Source organism: Rothia sp. HMSC065C03, from assembly GCF_001837295.1.
Classification (GTDB): Bacteria; Actinomycetota; Actinomycetes; order Actinomycetales; family Micrococcaceae; genus Rothia.
In genome coordinates this window covers 679,596-696,553 of record NZ_KV831978.1, presented here as the reverse complement: position 1 = coordinate 696,553, position 16,958 = coordinate 679,596, and the positions used below count along the sequence as shown (strand labels likewise).

Sequence of the window (16,958 nt, the reverse complement as noted above, 5' to 3'; positions counted from 1 at the left end):
GGCTGCTAGGGCTGCGTCACCTGACGGCCGCGCGTACAAATCGGGCAGATCTCCGGCAGACGGCACCCATAGCCACCCTCACGGTGACGAGCCTGCACCTGCGAGCCAGCAATCAGCTCCGCGGCGTGCTGCACCAGCTCAGCCGCCCACGAATCGTGCTCCGTCAGGGCCGGCTGGACCTGCAGGCGAGTCTTACTCTCGTCATTCACGCCCGAGGCGCCCAACTGCACGAGCGCCGCGCCGCCGGAACGACCCGTATAGCCGGTGTACTCCAGCTCCTGGGGGCGGGCATCCGGTAGCGGTTCGCCCGCCTCCAAGGCGGCGGCTTCGGCACGGTAACGCTCCTCCAGCTGCTCACCCGCGCCAGCCTCCACCGCAATCTGGTAGGCGGCAAGCTGCGGATGCGTCTCCATCTCCGAGCCTGTCGGCTTAGACTTACCGGTTTTCAGGTCAACAATGGCGTAGCGGCGGGTGCCGTCCTCCGCCGGGGCGGTACCCTCGAGGCGGTCCACACGACCGGTGAGCAACGCATCCAGCTCGCCAACCGCACCGGCGGGGTCGAAGGGCACGGGCACACGCACCGCGAAGGAACCTTCAACACCGAGGTTCTGCCAGCCGGCGTCGCCCATGTGCTGACGGTAGTAGTAGCTCAGGCGCAGAATCATGCGCTTGGCGCGCTCGTAGAGGGCGTAGGATTCCCAGGGCACGCGCTCGCGGTACTCTTCATCGGTCTCATCGTCCTTGCGGGCGGGCACGCCGAGGGAGCTAATGCGCTCGTCGAGGGCGGTTTGGAGCTCTTCGAGGGTGCCGGTCGGGTACTCCTCGGCGATGGCGTGAACGAGCGTTCCGAGCGAGCGGGACAGGTCGGTTTGGGCTTCCGCGCGGGCGGCGGAAACCAGCCAGTCCAGCGGGGAGCTGTGGATGGTTTCCAGGCGCGAGGGCGAAAGCGTAATCGTGCGGCGGCCGGGGTTTTCAGCCTGTTCCTCGCCGTGTTCCTCGCCGTCTTCACCGTGGTTTTCGTCCTGCTCAGCGTGGTCTGCCGGGCGATGCGCAAAAAGCAGCTCCGTGCTAGAAAGCGGCAGCAGGCCCCACCACTCGTCGGGTGCGGCGCCGGGCGCCTGGGCGTTCGCCAGGCGCGCCAGAGTGCGGGAGGCGGCATCGAGTCGGTACGCGGAAGCCTCCGGGGTGAGCGCCTCTTCCTCCGGTGCGCTGTGCATCGGTGCGCCGTTCTGCTGTGTGTCCTTCTGCTGGGCGTCTTCGGCACGCATCGCGTTCATCGATTCCTCAACGAGGGTGCGGCGAAGCTCCGCCACGAGGGAACGCAGGGTGGCGGGGCGGCGCACACGGGTGATGGGCACGTCTGTGGAGTCGCCGACCGCGTCGGTGGGTAGCACGAAGTCGAAGAACTCACCGGGTGCCTGATCGTCGTTGCGTACGGCGGTGAGCACGAGGCGGGTGCTGGCTCGGGTGGCGGCGACGGCGAACATGCGCAGCTCGTCGTGGCGGGTGTCGCGCACGCGTTCGGGGTAGCTGCGGATGCGCGCGGGCGGCACCGGCTGCTCGCCCTCCCCCGCCTGCTGTTCTGCCTGCTGGGCGCGCTGGCGGAGGCGCCCATCGCACAGGTCCGTAAGGTCGCCGGTGCTCAGCAGGGAGCCGCGCACGGTGGTGTTGGGCCAGGTGCCTTCCTGCAGACCGCATACATATACGGTGCGCCAGGACTGACCTGCGGCGAGTGCGGGGGTGAGAATCTCGACCGCGTCTTGGCGTACGCCGCGGGCGGCGAGGGTGTCCATGGGTAGGTCCTGCGCGTCGATGAAGTCGAGGAACTGCTCGGCACCGGCGCCGCGCATCTGCTCGTCGAATCGGTCGGCGGCTTCGAAGAGGCCAATCATGGCGTCGAGGTTGCGGTGGGCTGCGTCGGCGTCGGGGCCTGCGCCGCGCGACTGGGCGACCCAGGTTTTTTCGAGGCCGCTGGCTTCCCAGAGCGCCCAGAGTACTTCGGTGCTGGTGGATTCGGGCCGGGCGAGTGCTTTACGTCCGGCGGAGAGCACGGCTGCGATGCGGTGCACGGCGCGTCCTACGCCCTCTTCGGGGAGGGTTTCGGGGTGTAGCAGGGCGCCGAGGAGCAGGTCGTCGCTGGGGCGGTGGCCACCGCTTTGCAGTTCGATGGATCGTAGTTGCTGGCGGAGTCGTCGCACGTCCATGCTGGATGCGCCACCGAGCCGGGAGGTGAGCAGGGTGATGGCGCTCTGCGCGCCGCCGAGGGGGTTGGCGCGGCTTTCTTCGGCGATGACGTCATCGAGGCTTCGGCGCATGAGCTCTTCAGCTTCGGTGGCGCTGAGGGTTTCGTAGCCGCCACGCTCCGCCGCCTCCGCACCTTCTGTGGCGGGCATGTGCACGGCGGGGTTGAGCGCCTTCTCGCCGCGCTTGCGGGCGTAGACGAGCAGGCTGAGCGCGTCGAGGAAGGGGCGCACGGCGGGCTCGTCGCGCACCGGCACGAGCGCCGCGGAGGTACGCGAGGGAATACCGTTCGAGGAGAGCACGCGGCGGATGCGCGCCACGTCCGCGCTGCTGCGCACGATGATGGCGGACTCGCGGTAGGGGTGGTTGCCGTAGATGCGTTCTTCGAGCAGCATTTGGGCGATGAGGTTCGCTTCGTCCTGAGAGCTGGAGAGCGCATACTTATACACGCCGGCGGGTGCGGTGCGGTAGTGTGCGGGGTCGAGGATTTTGCCGTCGGCGCCCAGGTGCAGCAGCGGTTCGTCTGCGGCGCCCCATGTGAGGGCTTCGTCGGCGGGGGTGGTGTTGATGCGTCCAAAGGTTGCGGGTGCACTGTTCTTTGCGCTGTCCTTAGTGCCCTCCTGCACACCATTCTTCGCCCCCTCCTGCTCAGCGGTGAGCGGCACGAACCGGGTGTAGCGCGGCAGGCGGCGGCGGATGTCTGCCACGAGCGGCATCATGAGTGCGGGCAGGCGGTACGAGGTGGTGAGCGTGCGGGTGCGCATGCTCGGGAAGCTTGCCTGCAGGGTGGTGACGAGGTCGGGGCGGGCACCTCGGAAGCCCTGGACGACGGCTTCATCGCTGTAGGTCATGACAACCTGGGGGCCTTCAGCGAAGAGGTCGGGGTGGGTTTCGGTCAAGTGCGCGGCGTCTGCGGGGGCGACTTCTGCGGCGATGAGGCGCAGCAGCCGGTAGATGGAGGGGCTGAGTTCCTGCACGTCGTCGATGAGGATCAGGTCGTAGCGGCGGCGTTCTTCGGCGAGGAATTCGGGGGCGCGCAACAGTAGCCGGCAGGCGTCGTTGATGAGTACTGCCGGGTCGTAGGCGTTTTTGGCGCGGAGGGCTCGCACGGCACGGTATTCGGTGTGCAGTTGGGCGAGGGCGTGCCAGGCGGGCTGGTTGTGTTCGGTGGCGAGGGCGTGTACGTCTTCGGCGGTGAGGTCGTATTCTGCCATGCGGTCGAAGAAGTCGCGGATTTCGTGGCGGAAGCCGCGGGTTGCGAGGGCGTCGCGGAGTACGTCGGGCCAGGCGGGTCCGGGTGCGATGCCTTCGGCGTGGTTGGCGAGTAGTTCGCCGATGATGACGTCTTGTTCGGGGCCGGAGAGGAGTTTGAGGTTGCCTTCTACGCCACTGAGTAGCCCGCGGGTTTGGGCTCGTTTGAGCAGGTCGAAGGCGTATGCTGCCCAGGCACGGGTGGGTGCTACGGAGAGGCTTCGGTCGCTGGATGCGGCGATGGTGTCTCGCATGCGGGTCGCGGCGGTGCGGGTGGGTGCGAGGATGAGCAGGCGGGCGGGGTCGTTCCCGTCGGCGAGGTAGCGCAGGGCGCGTTCGGTGAGGTGGTGGGTTTTACCGGTTCCGGGGATGCCGGTGAGAAGTTGGGTTGTCATGGTTTCAGTCTATCGGGTGGGCGGAGGTTGTACCTCGGTTCCCTGTCAACATCGACTACAGAAAAACGTCCCCAATCATCTCTGAGGTTGAAGGTGTTGAATATTATGCTAAGCTCACCCACAAGTCAAATATCAAAACTTGTGGGTGAGCCTCAGACCTAACTAGTCAATGTCTTTTAAAGTAATAGCGCGGTTCACAGAGAAAATTTTGCGAATTTCTTCATGCATGTATGGGTTCTTCTGATGTCGTTCCACCATACGAGCTAAATACCGAGCCGTAATAACAGACCCCAAAAGACCAGATCTATTCGAAATATTCTCTAGTTGAGAATTTATATTTTTTCCATAGTCCGAGACTACGTATGCAAAAAATGAAAGATTGGCAAATTCCAACCCATATTCCGAATAACGTTCAATATATTCAAGCATGCGATTTTTATGATCATTGCTAATACTATATTTTTTCTTGTAGGATTTGGTATCCAAAATTCCCGCCCATTTTTCATCACGGGAAGCTACAACGATGTCAGGCACGATACCCTTCTGCCCGATATGCTCAGCACGGAGCCCAAAAACATCGGCAAAAATTGAAGAAGTTGCCTTCTCAAATTCGGTAGCCTTATCACGCCCACCGCGTGATAACTCAATATACTCCTGGAGAAATCGGTCCTTAAATCCATGCGGATACTTTCCTGAAAGAATTCGTGAAAGAATCCGCTCAGCATCCTTGAAGGGTACTCCAGATTTATTTGAAATCGTGGTAATGAGTTGCTCATCTACCCTCTCGATATAATGTGTCTTTGCATATTCCTCAACATACAAGAGTACAAGTCGTTCTCTAATATCCTCTGGGGATACACGACCATTCTTGCCACGACGAGAGGTATACCTGGTCTTTCCAGGGCGCAAACCATATCGCCCCTGAAAATACTCCTCGTTATCAGGCCGGTCCAGTAGCGGCTTATCCTTATATTTCTCTACCAGTTCTCGAGCTTCTTCCTCCATACCAGCAGCAATAGACCAGTTACCGTTTTTCCGTTCAATAAGCTGGGTATATTCCAACCAGTTACCGCAAGTATTAACAATATCCCTAAGCCCTGCAACAACATTTGTCATATTAATTTCTTTTTTAGTTCTAGGAGGCTTATATAGATAAATGAAGTCATCCTCTAGTGATTCATCACCAATACGTCGGTATTCAAGAATACGCGACACAACATTATCTACACAAGTTTGTTCATTAGAGATTCCATGCTCAATGACAACCTTTGCAATTTCATCTTTTTCATTAAGATATTTCTTAATCCGCTCATCCAATAGAAGCTGAAGAATAAAAATAAAAGGACGCACCGCAAAACGGCCATCAACCGAAGAAGGCCATTTGCAGGAGAAAGTACTGGGGAATTGATTTTCCAAAACCTGCTTTTTAATAATCTCAAAAGGAGGCATATCATTTTTAACTAGTGCCTCCCCAGCATCCGTCAGATAACACACTTTGTCTTTATCTTGATAAAAAAGCCCAAGGCTTCTAAACCAAGCGCGGTATGTACGAGCCCCTCCACCCGTTCGGTCAAACCGAGGCCCTTCTCCCTTAATTCCTGCGCGTTCAAGATTTTCTTCAAAGGAAAGTTCAACCTCCCGCCCATTAGAACTCCAAGTGCGTCCCTCATACAGAAGAGCGAATTCCCTCAAAGCTTGAGGGGTAGATAGCAAACTACGCTTGGGACGGGTAAACCACCACATATTATGACTCATAAAATATTCCCTTTCACATAAAATCTTCAAAAGAAGAAATTAATCTTCTACTCAATATCTTCAAACGTAATTGCGCGATTCAGCGAGAAAATTTCGCGAATCTCCGAGTGGGTGTACGGTTTCTTCTGATGACGTTCCACCATACGCACAATATCTCGCGCGGTAATCACAGATCCGGGAACACCGGATTTCTCAGAGATAGTACGAATCTGAGGCGTCACCGAATTCTTGTAGTCTGAAACCACATACGAGAAGAACGCGAGCGTCGCAAATTCAGGACCATACTTCGGGTACCGTTCGATGTACTCGACCATACGGTTACGGTGGTCATGTCCGATACTGTATCCCTTGGCATATGCTTTACTGTCCAAGATGCCAGACCAGCCTTCTTCGCGAGAGGCGACAACCACGTCCGGGACAATGCCCTTCTGACCGATATGCTCTGCGTAGAGCCCAAAGATGTCGGCAAAAATTGAGGTTGTTGCCTTCTCAAATTCAGTAGCCTTATCACGTGATTCAAAGGCCATCTGTACATACTCAGAAAGGAAGGAATCGACAAGGCCGTTCGGATACTTAGCGGAGAGAATACGTTCGGTTTCCACCGCAGAAACACCCGTCTCCGCTGCAATATCAGCAACAAGCTGGGTATCCACGCGGTTGATAAGACGCTCAGCCACGTACTTTTCAGCCACTAGGAGGACATTCTTCTCCTCAATCTTCTTCGAAGAAACGCTGCCGGCCCCCTCAAGACGTCGAGTGTCTTTGAACTTACCAGGGCGCAAACCATACTTACGCTGGAAGTATTCCTCATCGTTAGGCTTAGCGACCAGCGCTTTCGATGAGTATTCTTCGACTAGCTTACGTGCTTCGTCCTCAGCGCCCGAAGCAATCGTCCAGGTGCCCTTATAACGTTCAATAAGCTGGGTGTACCCCAGCCAGTTACCGCAGGTATTCGCAATGTCTCCGTGATTCGCAAAAATCTTCTCAAGGAGAGGAGCCGCCCTAGGAGTGGTATAGAGCTCTACATAGTTCTCTTCCAAAGATTCGTCACCGATACGACGGTGTTCAAGGATACGAGATACGACGTCATCCACACACGACTGCTTATTCGATACGCCATGTGCGATGACAATTTTCCCGATTTCTTCCTTCTCATTCAGGTAGCCTTCAAGACGCTCGTCCAGAAGAAGCTGCAGAAGGAAGACGAAAGGGCGAACTTTGAACCGTGAATCGACAGCGGACTGCCCCTTATAGGTAAAGGCGCTGGGGAACTGATAATCCAAAACCTGCTTCTTGAGCACCGTAAGAGGAGGCATTTCCTGCTTTACCAGTGCTTCTCCAGCGTCCGTTAGCCAGAACTTCCCGTCCTCATCCATAAAGACAAGGCCGAGACTTTTCAGCCAGGCTCGATACGTGCGGGCCCCGCCACCAGTCTGATCTCGACGTTTTCCCTTCGCTTTAAGACCGGCAAGCTCCAGGTTCTTTTCGATGGTCAGTTCCGTTGTCTTATCAGTCGTTTTCCAGACCTTGCCCTCTGCTTCAAGAGCAATTGCCATCAGACAGCGGGGAACGGGCGGCAGACTACGCTTGGGGCGGGTAACCCACCACGTATTACGAGCCATACAAACTACTCCCTTGCAGTTTCTTTAATTAGTAGGAGGCTTCTTGACTAGGGTATTCTTCGCCCTTAAACGTCCTCAAAATCGCTTCAAATATAACACGGGCTCCCTCAGCAGGAACCGCCATGCCTATCTGCTTACGAACAGACTCTTTACTACCTGCAAAATTGTAGTCATCGGGGAACGTCTGCAAACGCGCACGCTCACGGTTAGTGAGCGCTCGGTTCTCTTCCCAGTGGTACATATGGGTACCGCCACCGCCAGAACCGGTTACGGTATAAGCGGGCTTTTCAGGGTGGAGACGCTTGTAAATCTGGGAAATCTTTGCACCCTTAACCTTCAGCTGAAGATGTTCAGGAATATCCGCAGTAAAAGCATTCTGTCCCGGTTTGATGTATGACAAGCGTTCCTGAACGACCTGCGACTGCTTAGTCAATTCGGTACCAGTCATCTCAGCAGTGATAGGAGGCTGCTCCAATGCGGTACGAGCCGACACGTCATGATTGCGATAAGGCTCAGTAGAGGGAACCTTGAACTCTACATCCTGGTCATTACGAATGCCCACGATAATAATGCGGTGGCGTGCCTGAGGAACACCGTATTCTTCAAACTTATAGAGATTGGTCACGAGCTTGTAACCAGCCTTCTCAAAGGTCTCAAGAATCTGGTTAAAGGCTTTACCCTCATTAGCGCTACGAAGGCCGCCGACATTCTCAGCAAGGAACCACAGAGGCTGGAACATTTCCAAGGCCTTAGCACCATAGGTATAAAGCGGACCGTAAGTACCGTCCAGGCCCTTCTGTTCGCCCACAGTAGAGAAGTCATTGCAGGGGAAGCCGAAAGCTAGACCATCAATATCGCCCAGCTCTTTCAGCACGGAGTAGTCAAGCTCTCGAATATCAGCATGCACTACAGATTCAGGGCGATCCGGGCAGATATTTTGGCGGTAAGTATTGCACGTATCTTCGTCGTAGTCAGTCGCCCACTGGTGAACAATCTTCCAGTCGGGGTCAGAGATAGAAGCGCGGGTTGCGCCAATAGCAAGGCCACCGGGGCCACAAAAAAGTTCACCTAGCTTAAATTCCATGCCCACAACTATACCCTAATATATTCGAAAATATAACCACGAGCTGCACATATTTTCGAATATTGAAAATATTAAAGTATCTAAAAATATATTTAATTGAATCAAAAATCATATTCTCACCATCCTCTTAGTATTCGAACGCACAAGCAACCACATGTATAGCTTCCCCCTTTCGTTCCAATGAGCGCCCAACTTACATGCCCTTGTTGGATGTCCCATATCTATATCTAGCTTCCAGCTCACCAGTCAGGGAGCCAATGACGACCGGGCGCGCGCCTGCACCGCCGCTGGGTTAGTCTTATAGCATGACCTGGATGAACGGCCTGCGCGCCACTTTTGACCTTGAAACCACCGGTGTGGACGTCACCACCGCCCGCATCGTGACTGCTTCCCTAATCCTGCTGGACCCTCAGGGTAATGTGGTGCGCCGTGGCGAGTGGCTTGCCGACCCCGGCGTTGAGATTCCTGCCGGTGCCGCCGCCGTGCACGGTATTACGACCGAGTACGCGCGTGAGCATGGCCGTCCCGCCCGTGAGGTCGTGTGGGAGCTTGCCGGCGCGATTGGTGCGCTCAATATTGATGGTGTGCCGATTATTGCGTTCAATGCCGCCTACGATTTTTCGGTGCTGCACCACGAGATGCTGCGCCACAATATTGCCAACGGCGAGCTGCCGCCGGGTGTGGTGCTCGACCCGTATGTTCTGCATAAGCACGTGATTCCGCGTAAGCGCGGCAAGCGCACCCTTGAGGTTCTTGCCGCCGAGTACGGTGTCTCCCTGGAGAATGCGCACACGTCCGCTGATGATGCCCTGGCGGCGGAGCGTCTGCTGGTGAAGCTGACCGAGCAGTTCCCCGAGGTTCTCAACGTGGATGCGCGCCAGCTGCACGAGCAGCAGATTCAGTGGGCGGCGGAGCAGGCGGCGAGCTTCCAGGCGTGGTTGCGAACGCAGCCGGGTAAGGAATCTGAGGTCATTGACGGCCGCTGGCCGGTGCGCCGATAAAACTGCGCCGCTAAAAACCTAGGCAGCATCCCCAAACACCTCTCCTTTACTGACGGGCTGACACTATCCCCGCAGGGGCTTCTCCCCTATGCTAGAAGGTAACCGCACCTACACGAATAGCACGTGAATAGCACGACCCGGAAGGCCTCTCATGGATGATCAGCCCCGCACTACCGAGCCGTACCCTGACACTAATACGCGCAGTATTTATCTGGGGTCTACCCGTCTGGCTCATGAGCACCTGGTGGCGCAGTCGCAGGTGGTGCTCCGCCTGGGCCGCATCCTGATGAAGTCGGGTGCGAGCGCATACCGTATTAAGGCGTCGATGGCGCGTTTGGCGAAGGCTGTGGGGTTGAAGGAGCATCACGCGCAGGTGACCTTCACCGAGATTTCGACTTCTTCGTACACTGACGGTAATTTCCGTACCGAGGTCGCTGAGCAGCGCACGATGGGCATTAACGCTCATAAGCTGGATCAGTTGGGTAAGTTCATTTCTGAGCTTCCTGAAAAGATCACCCCTGCGGAGGCGAACGCCGAGCTGGACCTTATTGATTCGGCGAAGCCTCTGTACACCCGCTGGATGTTGGCGCTGGCGTCGGCGGTGGCGTGTGCCGGGTTCGCGTTCCTGAACCGTGGCGGTCTGGTGGAGTGCACGGTGGTGTTCTTCGCGGCGGGTGCCGGCCAGTTTTTGCGTTCGACTCTGCTCAAGCGCGGGGTGAGCCATTTGGCAACGTGGATGGCGTGCGGCTTCCTGGCGGCGGGCCTGTACATTGCGCTTGTTAATGTGCTGGTCGCGGCGGGTTGGATTAGCCCGAACCATATGATTGGTTTTATTTCGTCGGTACTGTTCTTGGTGCCCGGTTTCCCGATGGTGACGGGTATGCTCGATATTTCCCGCATGGACTTTTTGGCGGGTATTTCGCGTCTAACCTATGTGGGTTTGTTGTTGCTGAGTGCGTCGTTTGCGGTGTGGGTTTTGGGTTCGCTCTTCCACCTGCCGTTGGCGGCTCCTGCGCCTCTTAACCTTGACCCGACCCTGTATTTGGTGTTGCAGGTGCTTTCCTCGGGTGTTGCGGCGGCTGGCTTCGCGATGCTTTTTGCCGCTTCCCCGGTGGCGTGTGTGTGGGGCGGCGTGATTGCGGCGGTGGCGAACCCCATCCGTATTCATATGGTGGAGGCGGGTATGCCCGCGCATATGGCAGCGACGATTGCCGTGTTTGGTGTGGGTATTTTGGCTGAGATTGTGGCGCCGCTGCATCAGCGTAAGTACACGCGTATTTCCCTGTCGGTTCCGGCGGTGGTGACGATGGTTCCGGGTGTTCCGTTCTACCGTTCGATGTCGCATTTTGCTAGCGGTGACATGTACTCGGCGGCGAGCGGTTTCGTGCAGTCCCTGCTGATTTTCATGGCGTTGGGTATGGGCCTGGCGTTTGTGCGTCTGCTCTTTGATAAGAACTGGCTGTTCGATCAGGACACTCAGGTGCTCAACCGTCTGGACACTGACCGGCACCTGCGTTAGCGCGTTGCGCATCCTCTCTGTTCCCTAACTTGTTTGTTGTGTTTTATCGTCACCTTTCGGTACGTTCAGGTGCTTGTCACCTGCGGTTCATCTGTAGCGCCTATGATGGTTAGGGTACGGGACGTTAGTAACGTGCGGGCTCTGTCGCCTGCCGTGCGTCGTCCCTTGTAATTCTTTAGTTCGCCGTCTCGTTTGAAAGGCACCGATACGATGACTTCTTCCTCTACCCACCCGCTGCATCATGAAACCAGTGAGAAGCTTTTTGAGCGTTCTCGCGCGGTGATTCCCGGTGGTGTGAATTCCCCGGTGCGCGCATTCAATTCTGTGGGCGGCACTCCTGCGTTTGCGGCGAAGGCTAAGGGCGCGTACCTGTACGATGCGGACGGCAACGAGTACGTTGACCTGGTCTGCTCGTGGGGTCCGTCGATTCTGGGTCACGCGCATCCGCAGGTAGTTGAGGCGGTTCAGCAGGCGGCTGAGCGCGGCCTGTCCTTTGGTGCGGCGAGCGCGCCGGAGGCTGAGCTGGCTGAGCTGGTGGTCAACCGTATTAACGCGGCGATTCCCGGCGCTATTGATCAGGTGCGTATGGTGTCGACCGGTACTGAGGCGACCATGACTGCGATTCGTCTGGCGCGTGGTGTGACCGGTCGCGACAAGATTATTAAGTTCGCGGGCTGCTACCACGGTCACGTGGATGCGCTGCTTTCCGAGGCTGGTTCGGGTGTGGCTACTTTGGCGTTGCCGGGTTCGGCTGGCGTGACCGCTGCAACCGCCGCGGAGACCATCGTTCTGCCCTATAACGACCTGGACGCTGTGCGTGAGGCGTTCGCGAACCATGAGGGTCAGATTGCCGCAATTATTACTGAGGCGGCGCCCTGCAACATGGGTGTGGTGACCCCCGAACCCGGTTTCAACCGTGGCCTGCACGAGATTGCTCACGCGAACGGTGCGCTCGTCATTTTTGATGAGGTGCTGACCGGTTTCCGTGTGTCTTCGGCTGGTTACTGGGGTTACGCGGCTCCCGAGGATGGCGGCTGGGTTCCCGATATTTTCACGTTCGGCAAGGTCATTGGTGGCGGTATGCCCATCGCGGCGCTGGCTGGTAAGCGTGAGGTCATGGAGTACCTGGCGCCGGTCGGCCCGGTCTACCAGGCTGGTACTCTCTCGGGTAACCCGCTGTCGGTTGCGGCGGGCATTACGACCCTGACCCTGGCTGACTCCGCCGTCTACGCGCACCTGGATTCGCGCAGCGCCCAGCTGCAGCAGGCTCTGACCGAGGCGTTCAACGCCGCCGGTGTGGATCACTCCATCCAGAGCGCCGGTAACCTCTTCTCGGTCGCGTTCGGCACCTCCGAGGCGGGCGTGCACAACTACGCCGACATCAAGGCCTCGGCAACCAGCCGCTACAACGCGTTCTTCCACTCCATGCTCGAATCCGGCGTGTACCTGCCGCCGAGCGCGTTCGAGGCGTGGTTCGTTTCTGCCGCCCACGACGATGAGGCGATGGACCGTATCATCTCGGCTCTTCCGGCTGCCGCAGCTGCTGCCGCATCCGCTTAGGGGTTTGAGAGACGTAAGGAGGTGAGCCGCTCATGGATCTGAGCGCTCTGGGACTGCCTATGGAGCAGCTACGCGACGTGTGGCTGATCGCCTTCATGGTGTACCTGGGCTTGTGCCTGCTGGTGGATATCGCCTACCCGGTGCCCATCAAGAAGGAGAAGGCAGCCGAACTGTACCTTGAGGTGTCCGGCTCGCCCGTTGATGAGGCGCGCCGCGCCACCGCGGAACGCACCGCGATGGGTGCGCCGCTGAGCTCCTCCCGCAAGGGTAGCGCCACGAAGAAGGCGAAGAAGAAGCTGGATTCTATTGAGGGCGCCGGCGTGTTTAGCGGCTGGTTCCACGTGGTCATGTACCTGTGGGGCTGGATTGTGGCGGTCTCTATCTTCACCCTGTACTGGGATATCGTGTACGACGGTGTTGTACTACCGGCGCTGATTCTGCCGTTCCTCATGGTGTACCTGGGTGCGCGTATTGGCCGCCGTCAGTGGCGTGCAGTTCGCGGATACAGCAAGGACGACCGTGTGCTGGGCATGCCGCGCATCTACTCGGCGACGCTGGGTAAGCTGAGCGCACCGTTCCGTGTGCGCGGCACGGTGCCGGGTGTAGAGCCGATCCGTGACGACCGCACCGCCTACTGGATCCTCGGCGGTATTGCGTTCCTGCTCGCCTCGGTCTTCCTGGTTTCGTTGGCGGGCTGGAGCATTGACGAGGATTGGGAAGCGATCTATATCGGTCACGCATCCTGGTTCTTGCTGGCGGCGGGCGTTCTGCTGATTATCATATTGCTGATGCGTAGCCGCGATTACGTGCTGTACAACCCGGATTCGTTCCAGGCTGGGCGTCTGCTCCTTCCGGCGAAGTCCCGCCCCTACTCTGAGGTTCGCGCATTCCGTGTGTACCCGAAGAACCCGGACGCTATCAAGCTGAACCCGAAGGACGCGAGCCAGTGGACGCTGGAGATTCTGCTCCCCGGCGGCCGCAAGCACGACTATTCGCTGAATGAGCACCAGATTGATTGTTTGGTGGCGCAGATTGCGTTCAATATTGAGCAGGGACGCTGGGCGCAGCTGGATTCGCCGGCGGACCGTGAAATGTTGGCGAAGTACTTCGTGGACGGCCGCGTGATCTGCACGACCATGGGGTATAAGCCTGCCGGTAAGCATGCGGAGGAGGCGGCACGCCGCGCATCCTTCCAGAAGGCGCAGTACAAGTAGGCGGACTGCTCTTATACCGTTCTTATACCGCGAGAAGCCACATGTGTTTCGAGAAGCCACGTTTTATGTTGCTTTTCGAAACTCATGTGGCTTCTGAGCATCACAGACACACCATCACCGATACCCGTAGAGAGGACAACTCATGGAGCTAAGCGCTTTGGGGATACCCCTAGAGCCAGTACGCTACATATGGCTCATCGCCTTTATCGTTTACATAGGGTTATGCATAGTACCCGCTATCACCCATCCGGCAACTATCAGCAGGGAAAAGGCGAAGGAGCTCTACATCGCCCGTTACGGCTCCCCCATCAACAATGCAATGAGGTATGCCGAACGTCGTTCCCTGGAGGGTAACCCGCTACCAAAACATAAACTGCGCTCTAACCTCACCCGTGCCCGCAAAGAAATCGATAGCGTATACGGTATCTCCTCGATTGAGGCTTGGTTCCACGTGCTCATGTATGTGTGGGCATGCCTTGTCGCACGGTCCATCTTTCGTCTGTACACAGATATTGCCCATAATGGCATTCTGCTACCGGCTCTGCTGTTGCCGTTCTACATGGTGTTCGTGGGTGCACGTTCAGGTCGCCGCACCTGGCGCAAAGCCCGAAGCATCGATACGGATGACATGACAGCCGGGTTGCCTCAAATCTATAGCGCAGCATTGATGCGTCTCAACCTTTTTGCTGTGCCGAATGGGGCTCATCCTCAAGCTAAACCGGTTCGGGCAAAGAATGATTTCTACGTTGAAACCCACTTTGTGTTGGTTGTGGCTCTCATCGTCTTCTTCTATTCGCTTGTCGGTTGGACAGTTCTAGGTGTTCAGCCAATGCCCATTGGTGGAGCTTCCATAACGCTGGCAATTGTTACCACCGTAACTGCAGTAACTCGGTGGGTTTATATGAGGCGGTACCTGCTGTTCAACCCCGACTCGTTCTACGTCGGGCGGCTTTTCCTACCCGCGAAGAAGTACAGATACACCGATATTGAGGAGTTCTGCGTCTTCCCGAAGAACCCCGAACAGATCAAGCCGACCTTCTACGAGCCCTCGCAGTGGCAGATAGAAATCAAGGTGCCGTCCAGAATCCCGCCGAACCTTGCCAAGCGTATGCCGTGGCTGCGCAGGCACATTGTGGCGGTACACGATGAGCGGGTCGTCTGCCTGACCTCCCAGGTTGCGTTCTACCTGGAGCAGGAACGCTGGGCGGACCTGCGCTCCCCCGCCGACCGCGAAAAGCTCGCGGAATACTTCACCAACGGCAACGTTGTGTGTACCTCCCTCGGGTACAAGCCAGTCAGCGAAGAACAATCATAAACGGCGAGAAGCCACATGTGTTTCGAGAAGCCACCAAAGAAGTGGCTTTTCGAAACACATGTGGCTTCTCAGCGTCTAACAGGGAGGGGTTAGGCGTCCTGCTCGCGGAGCCAGCGTGCCGCCTCCGTACCGTAGTAGGTCAAGATGACATCCGCACCGGCACGATGAATCGAGCGCAGCGACTCCAGCGCCACAGCCTTACGGTCAATCCAGCCGTTCGCCGCAGCAGCCTCAATCATCGCGTACTCACCCGACACCTGATACGCCGCCACCGGCACCGGCGAAAACTCCGCCACCTCACGCACAATATCCAGGTAGCTACCGGCAGGCTTCACCATCACCATATCCGCGCCCTCCTCCAGGTCAGCACGCACCTCCAGCAGCGACTCGCGGCGGTTCGCCGGATCCTGCTGGTAGGTCTTACGGTCGCCCTTGAAGGTCGACTCTACCGCGTCACGGAACGGGCCGAAGAACGCAGAAGCGTACTTCGCCGAATACGCCAGAATCGACACATCCTCAAAGCCGGCCTCGTCCAGGGCAGCACGCATCGCCGCGATCTGGCCGTCCATCATGCCCGACGGGGACACCGTGTGCGCACCCGCGCGAGCCTGCGAAACCGCCATCTTGCAGTACAGCTCCACGGTCTGATCGTTATCCACTACGAGGGTGCCGTGACCGTTATCAACCAGCACGCCGCAGTGACCGTGGCTCGTGAACTCATCCAGGCAGGTATCAGCCATAACCACCAGGTCATCGCCGAACTCCTCACGGCACACCGCAATGGCACGGTTCAGAATGCCCTGCGGATCCCACGCAGTCGAGCCGACCTCGTCCTTATCCTCATCGCGGGGAATACCGAACAGGTCAATGCAGCGGATGCCCGCCTCGTACGCCTCACGCACGGCGGGGATGATGCTCTCCAGGGTGTGCTGGTACTGACCGGGCATCGAACGAATCGGCTGCGGCTCGTCGATGCCGTCGCGAACGAAGAACACCTGAATCAGCTGCGCGGGGCGCAGGGTGGTCTCAGCGACGAGGGAGCGCATGGCTGCGGTGGTGCGCAGGCGGCGCGGGCGGCGGGTGAGGTTCATGATCTCTCCTGAAAACTCGATAAAAATATGTGGTCTTAGTAGATGAGGGATGCGCCTACATGAGGGATACAGCGGCGCGCGCCAAATCCTGCGGTGACGGCGAATCGGCCTGCACGTAGCGCAGGTTCAGGGCGCGGCATGCGGAGGCGGTACTCGCCCCAATCGCCACCACCGGCGGCACCGATTCGGGCGGCACAGATTCAGGCGATAGCGCGGGGGTGCCGTCCAGCAGGGCGTTCAGGCGGGAGGGGGCGGTCACCACCAGCACATCCGGCGCGGGGGTTTCCGGGATACTCCCCTGCACAAGCGCGCGGGCGGCGGCAAGGCTCAGCTCGCCGGGCGCCACCTGCTCGGCGGGCACCATGTCGTAGAGCACGCAGCGGCGGCTGTCCCAGCCCAGGTTTTTGAGGCCTTCGCGCAGGGTCGGGCGGGCGTTGGAGCCTTCCAGAACCAGCACGGCGGCGGGCTCGGTTGCAGGCTTTTCAAACTCCGCGAGCATACCCACGGCACTCTGCACCTGCGGCTGAAAATCTGTGCCCAGCCCCAGCTGGGCGTGTACGGCGCGGGCGGTTGCTGCACCCACGCAGGCGATACGCACTCCCCCGCTCGTGCAGGCGCGGGTAAACTCCGCACCCCACAGCTCGGCGCAGGCGCGAACCGTGTTAGCGCTCGTGAAGCTCACCCACGCATAGTGGCCGGAAGCGAGCGCCTCCAGCGCGGCGGCGTGTTCTGCGCCCGGTTTGACGGTGCGTACCTGCTGTAGCGGTGCGAAGAGTACCCGGCACTCCCCCAACCCGTTCTGTGTGCATTCTTCGGCGAGGGCTCGTGCGAAGGCGGCGCCCTGGGCGGCGGAGCGGGTCAGCAGAACCGTGCGCGCGGGTTCAGCTTGCGGACTAGCGGCAGACATGGC

11 protein-coding genes are annotated in these 16,958 nt (G+C 58.4%); 5 read left to right on the top strand and 6 right to left on the bottom strand.

Going from position 1 to position 16,958, the window contains the following annotated elements:
* Nucleotides 1–5: 5 nt before the first annotated feature.
* From HMPREF2605_RS03115 to HMPREF2605_RS03100, 4 genes are all read right to left on the bottom strand, one after another.
* Nucleotides 6–3,887, bottom strand: coding sequence for a UrvD/REP family ATP-dependent DNA helicase (locus HMPREF2605_RS03115; protein ID WP_070846882.1), 3,882 nt, complete (start codon nt 3,885–3,887; stop codon nt 6–8).
* Between the two features lie 162 nt (nt 3,888–4,049).
* Nucleotides 4,050–5,642, bottom strand: a complete 1,593-nt coding sequence (locus HMPREF2605_RS03110; RefSeq protein ID WP_070846881.1) for a PDDEXK family nuclease — start codon at nt 5,640–5,642, stop codon at nt 4,050–4,052.
* 47 nt (nt 5,643–5,689) lie between these two features.
* Nucleotides 5,690–7,264 (bottom strand): PDDEXK family nuclease, encoded by a 1,575-nt coding sequence (locus HMPREF2605_RS03105; RefSeq protein WP_070846880.1) that lies wholly within the window; start codon nt 7,262–7,264, stop codon nt 5,690–5,692.
* A 28-nt stretch (nt 7,265–7,292) separates the two neighbouring features.
* On the bottom strand, nt 7,293–8,348 hold the full coding sequence (locus HMPREF2605_RS03100; protein ID WP_070819695.1) for a DNA cytosine methyltransferase: 1,056 nt from the start codon (nt 8,346–8,348) through the stop codon (nt 7,293–7,295).
* A gap of 305 nt (nt 8,349–8,653) precedes the next feature.
* Here HMPREF2605_RS03100 and HMPREF2605_RS03095 point away from each other — a divergent pair, with 305 nt between their 5' ends.
* The 5 genes from HMPREF2605_RS03095 to HMPREF2605_RS03075 all read left to right on the top strand — a co-directional run bounded on the left by HMPREF2605_RS03095 (nt 8,654) and on the right by HMPREF2605_RS03075 (nt 14,957).
* Nucleotides 8,654–9,349 (top strand): 3'-5' exonuclease, encoded by a 696-nt coding sequence (locus HMPREF2605_RS03095; protein ID WP_049353292.1) that lies wholly within the window; start codon nt 8,654–8,656, stop codon nt 9,347–9,349.
* Between the two features lie 151 nt (nt 9,350–9,500).
* Nucleotides 9,501–10,868, top strand: a complete 1,368-nt coding sequence (locus HMPREF2605_RS03090; protein ID WP_070846879.1) for a threonine/serine exporter family protein — start codon at nt 9,501–9,503, stop codon at nt 10,866–10,868.
* 210 nt (nt 10,869–11,078) lie between these two features.
* Nucleotides 11,079–12,428 (top strand): glutamate-1-semialdehyde 2,1-aminomutase, encoded by a 1,350-nt coding sequence (gene hemL / locus HMPREF2605_RS03085; protein ID WP_070846878.1) that lies wholly within the window; start codon nt 11,079–11,081, stop codon nt 12,426–12,428.
* 32 nt (nt 12,429–12,460) lie between these two features.
* Complete coding sequence (locus HMPREF2605_RS03080; protein ID WP_049349425.1) at nt 12,461–13,642, top strand: hypothetical protein; 1,182 nt, start codon at nt 12,461–12,463, stop codon at nt 13,640–13,642.
* 142 nt (nt 13,643–13,784) lie between these two features.
* Nucleotides 13,785–14,957 (top strand): transcriptional regulator, encoded by a 1,173-nt coding sequence (locus HMPREF2605_RS03075; RefSeq protein WP_070846877.1) that lies wholly within the window; start codon nt 13,785–13,787, stop codon nt 14,955–14,957.
* 89 nt (nt 14,958–15,046) lie between these two features.
* Here the strand turns inward: HMPREF2605_RS03075 and hemB are convergent, their stop codons facing one another.
* Nucleotides 15,047–16,048 carry a porphobilinogen synthase gene (gene hemB, locus HMPREF2605_RS03070; protein WP_049358985.1) on the bottom strand — a complete coding sequence of 334 codons (1,002 nt, stop codon included), beginning with the start codon at nt 16,046–16,048 and terminating at the stop codon, nt 15,047–15,049.
* A 55-nt stretch (nt 16,049–16,103) separates the two neighbouring features.
* On the bottom strand, nt 16,104–16,955 hold the full coding sequence (locus HMPREF2605_RS03065; protein ID WP_070846876.1) for a uroporphyrinogen-III synthase: 852 nt from the start codon (nt 16,953–16,955) through the stop codon (nt 16,104–16,106).
* Nucleotides 16,956–16,958: the final 3 nt, after the last annotated feature.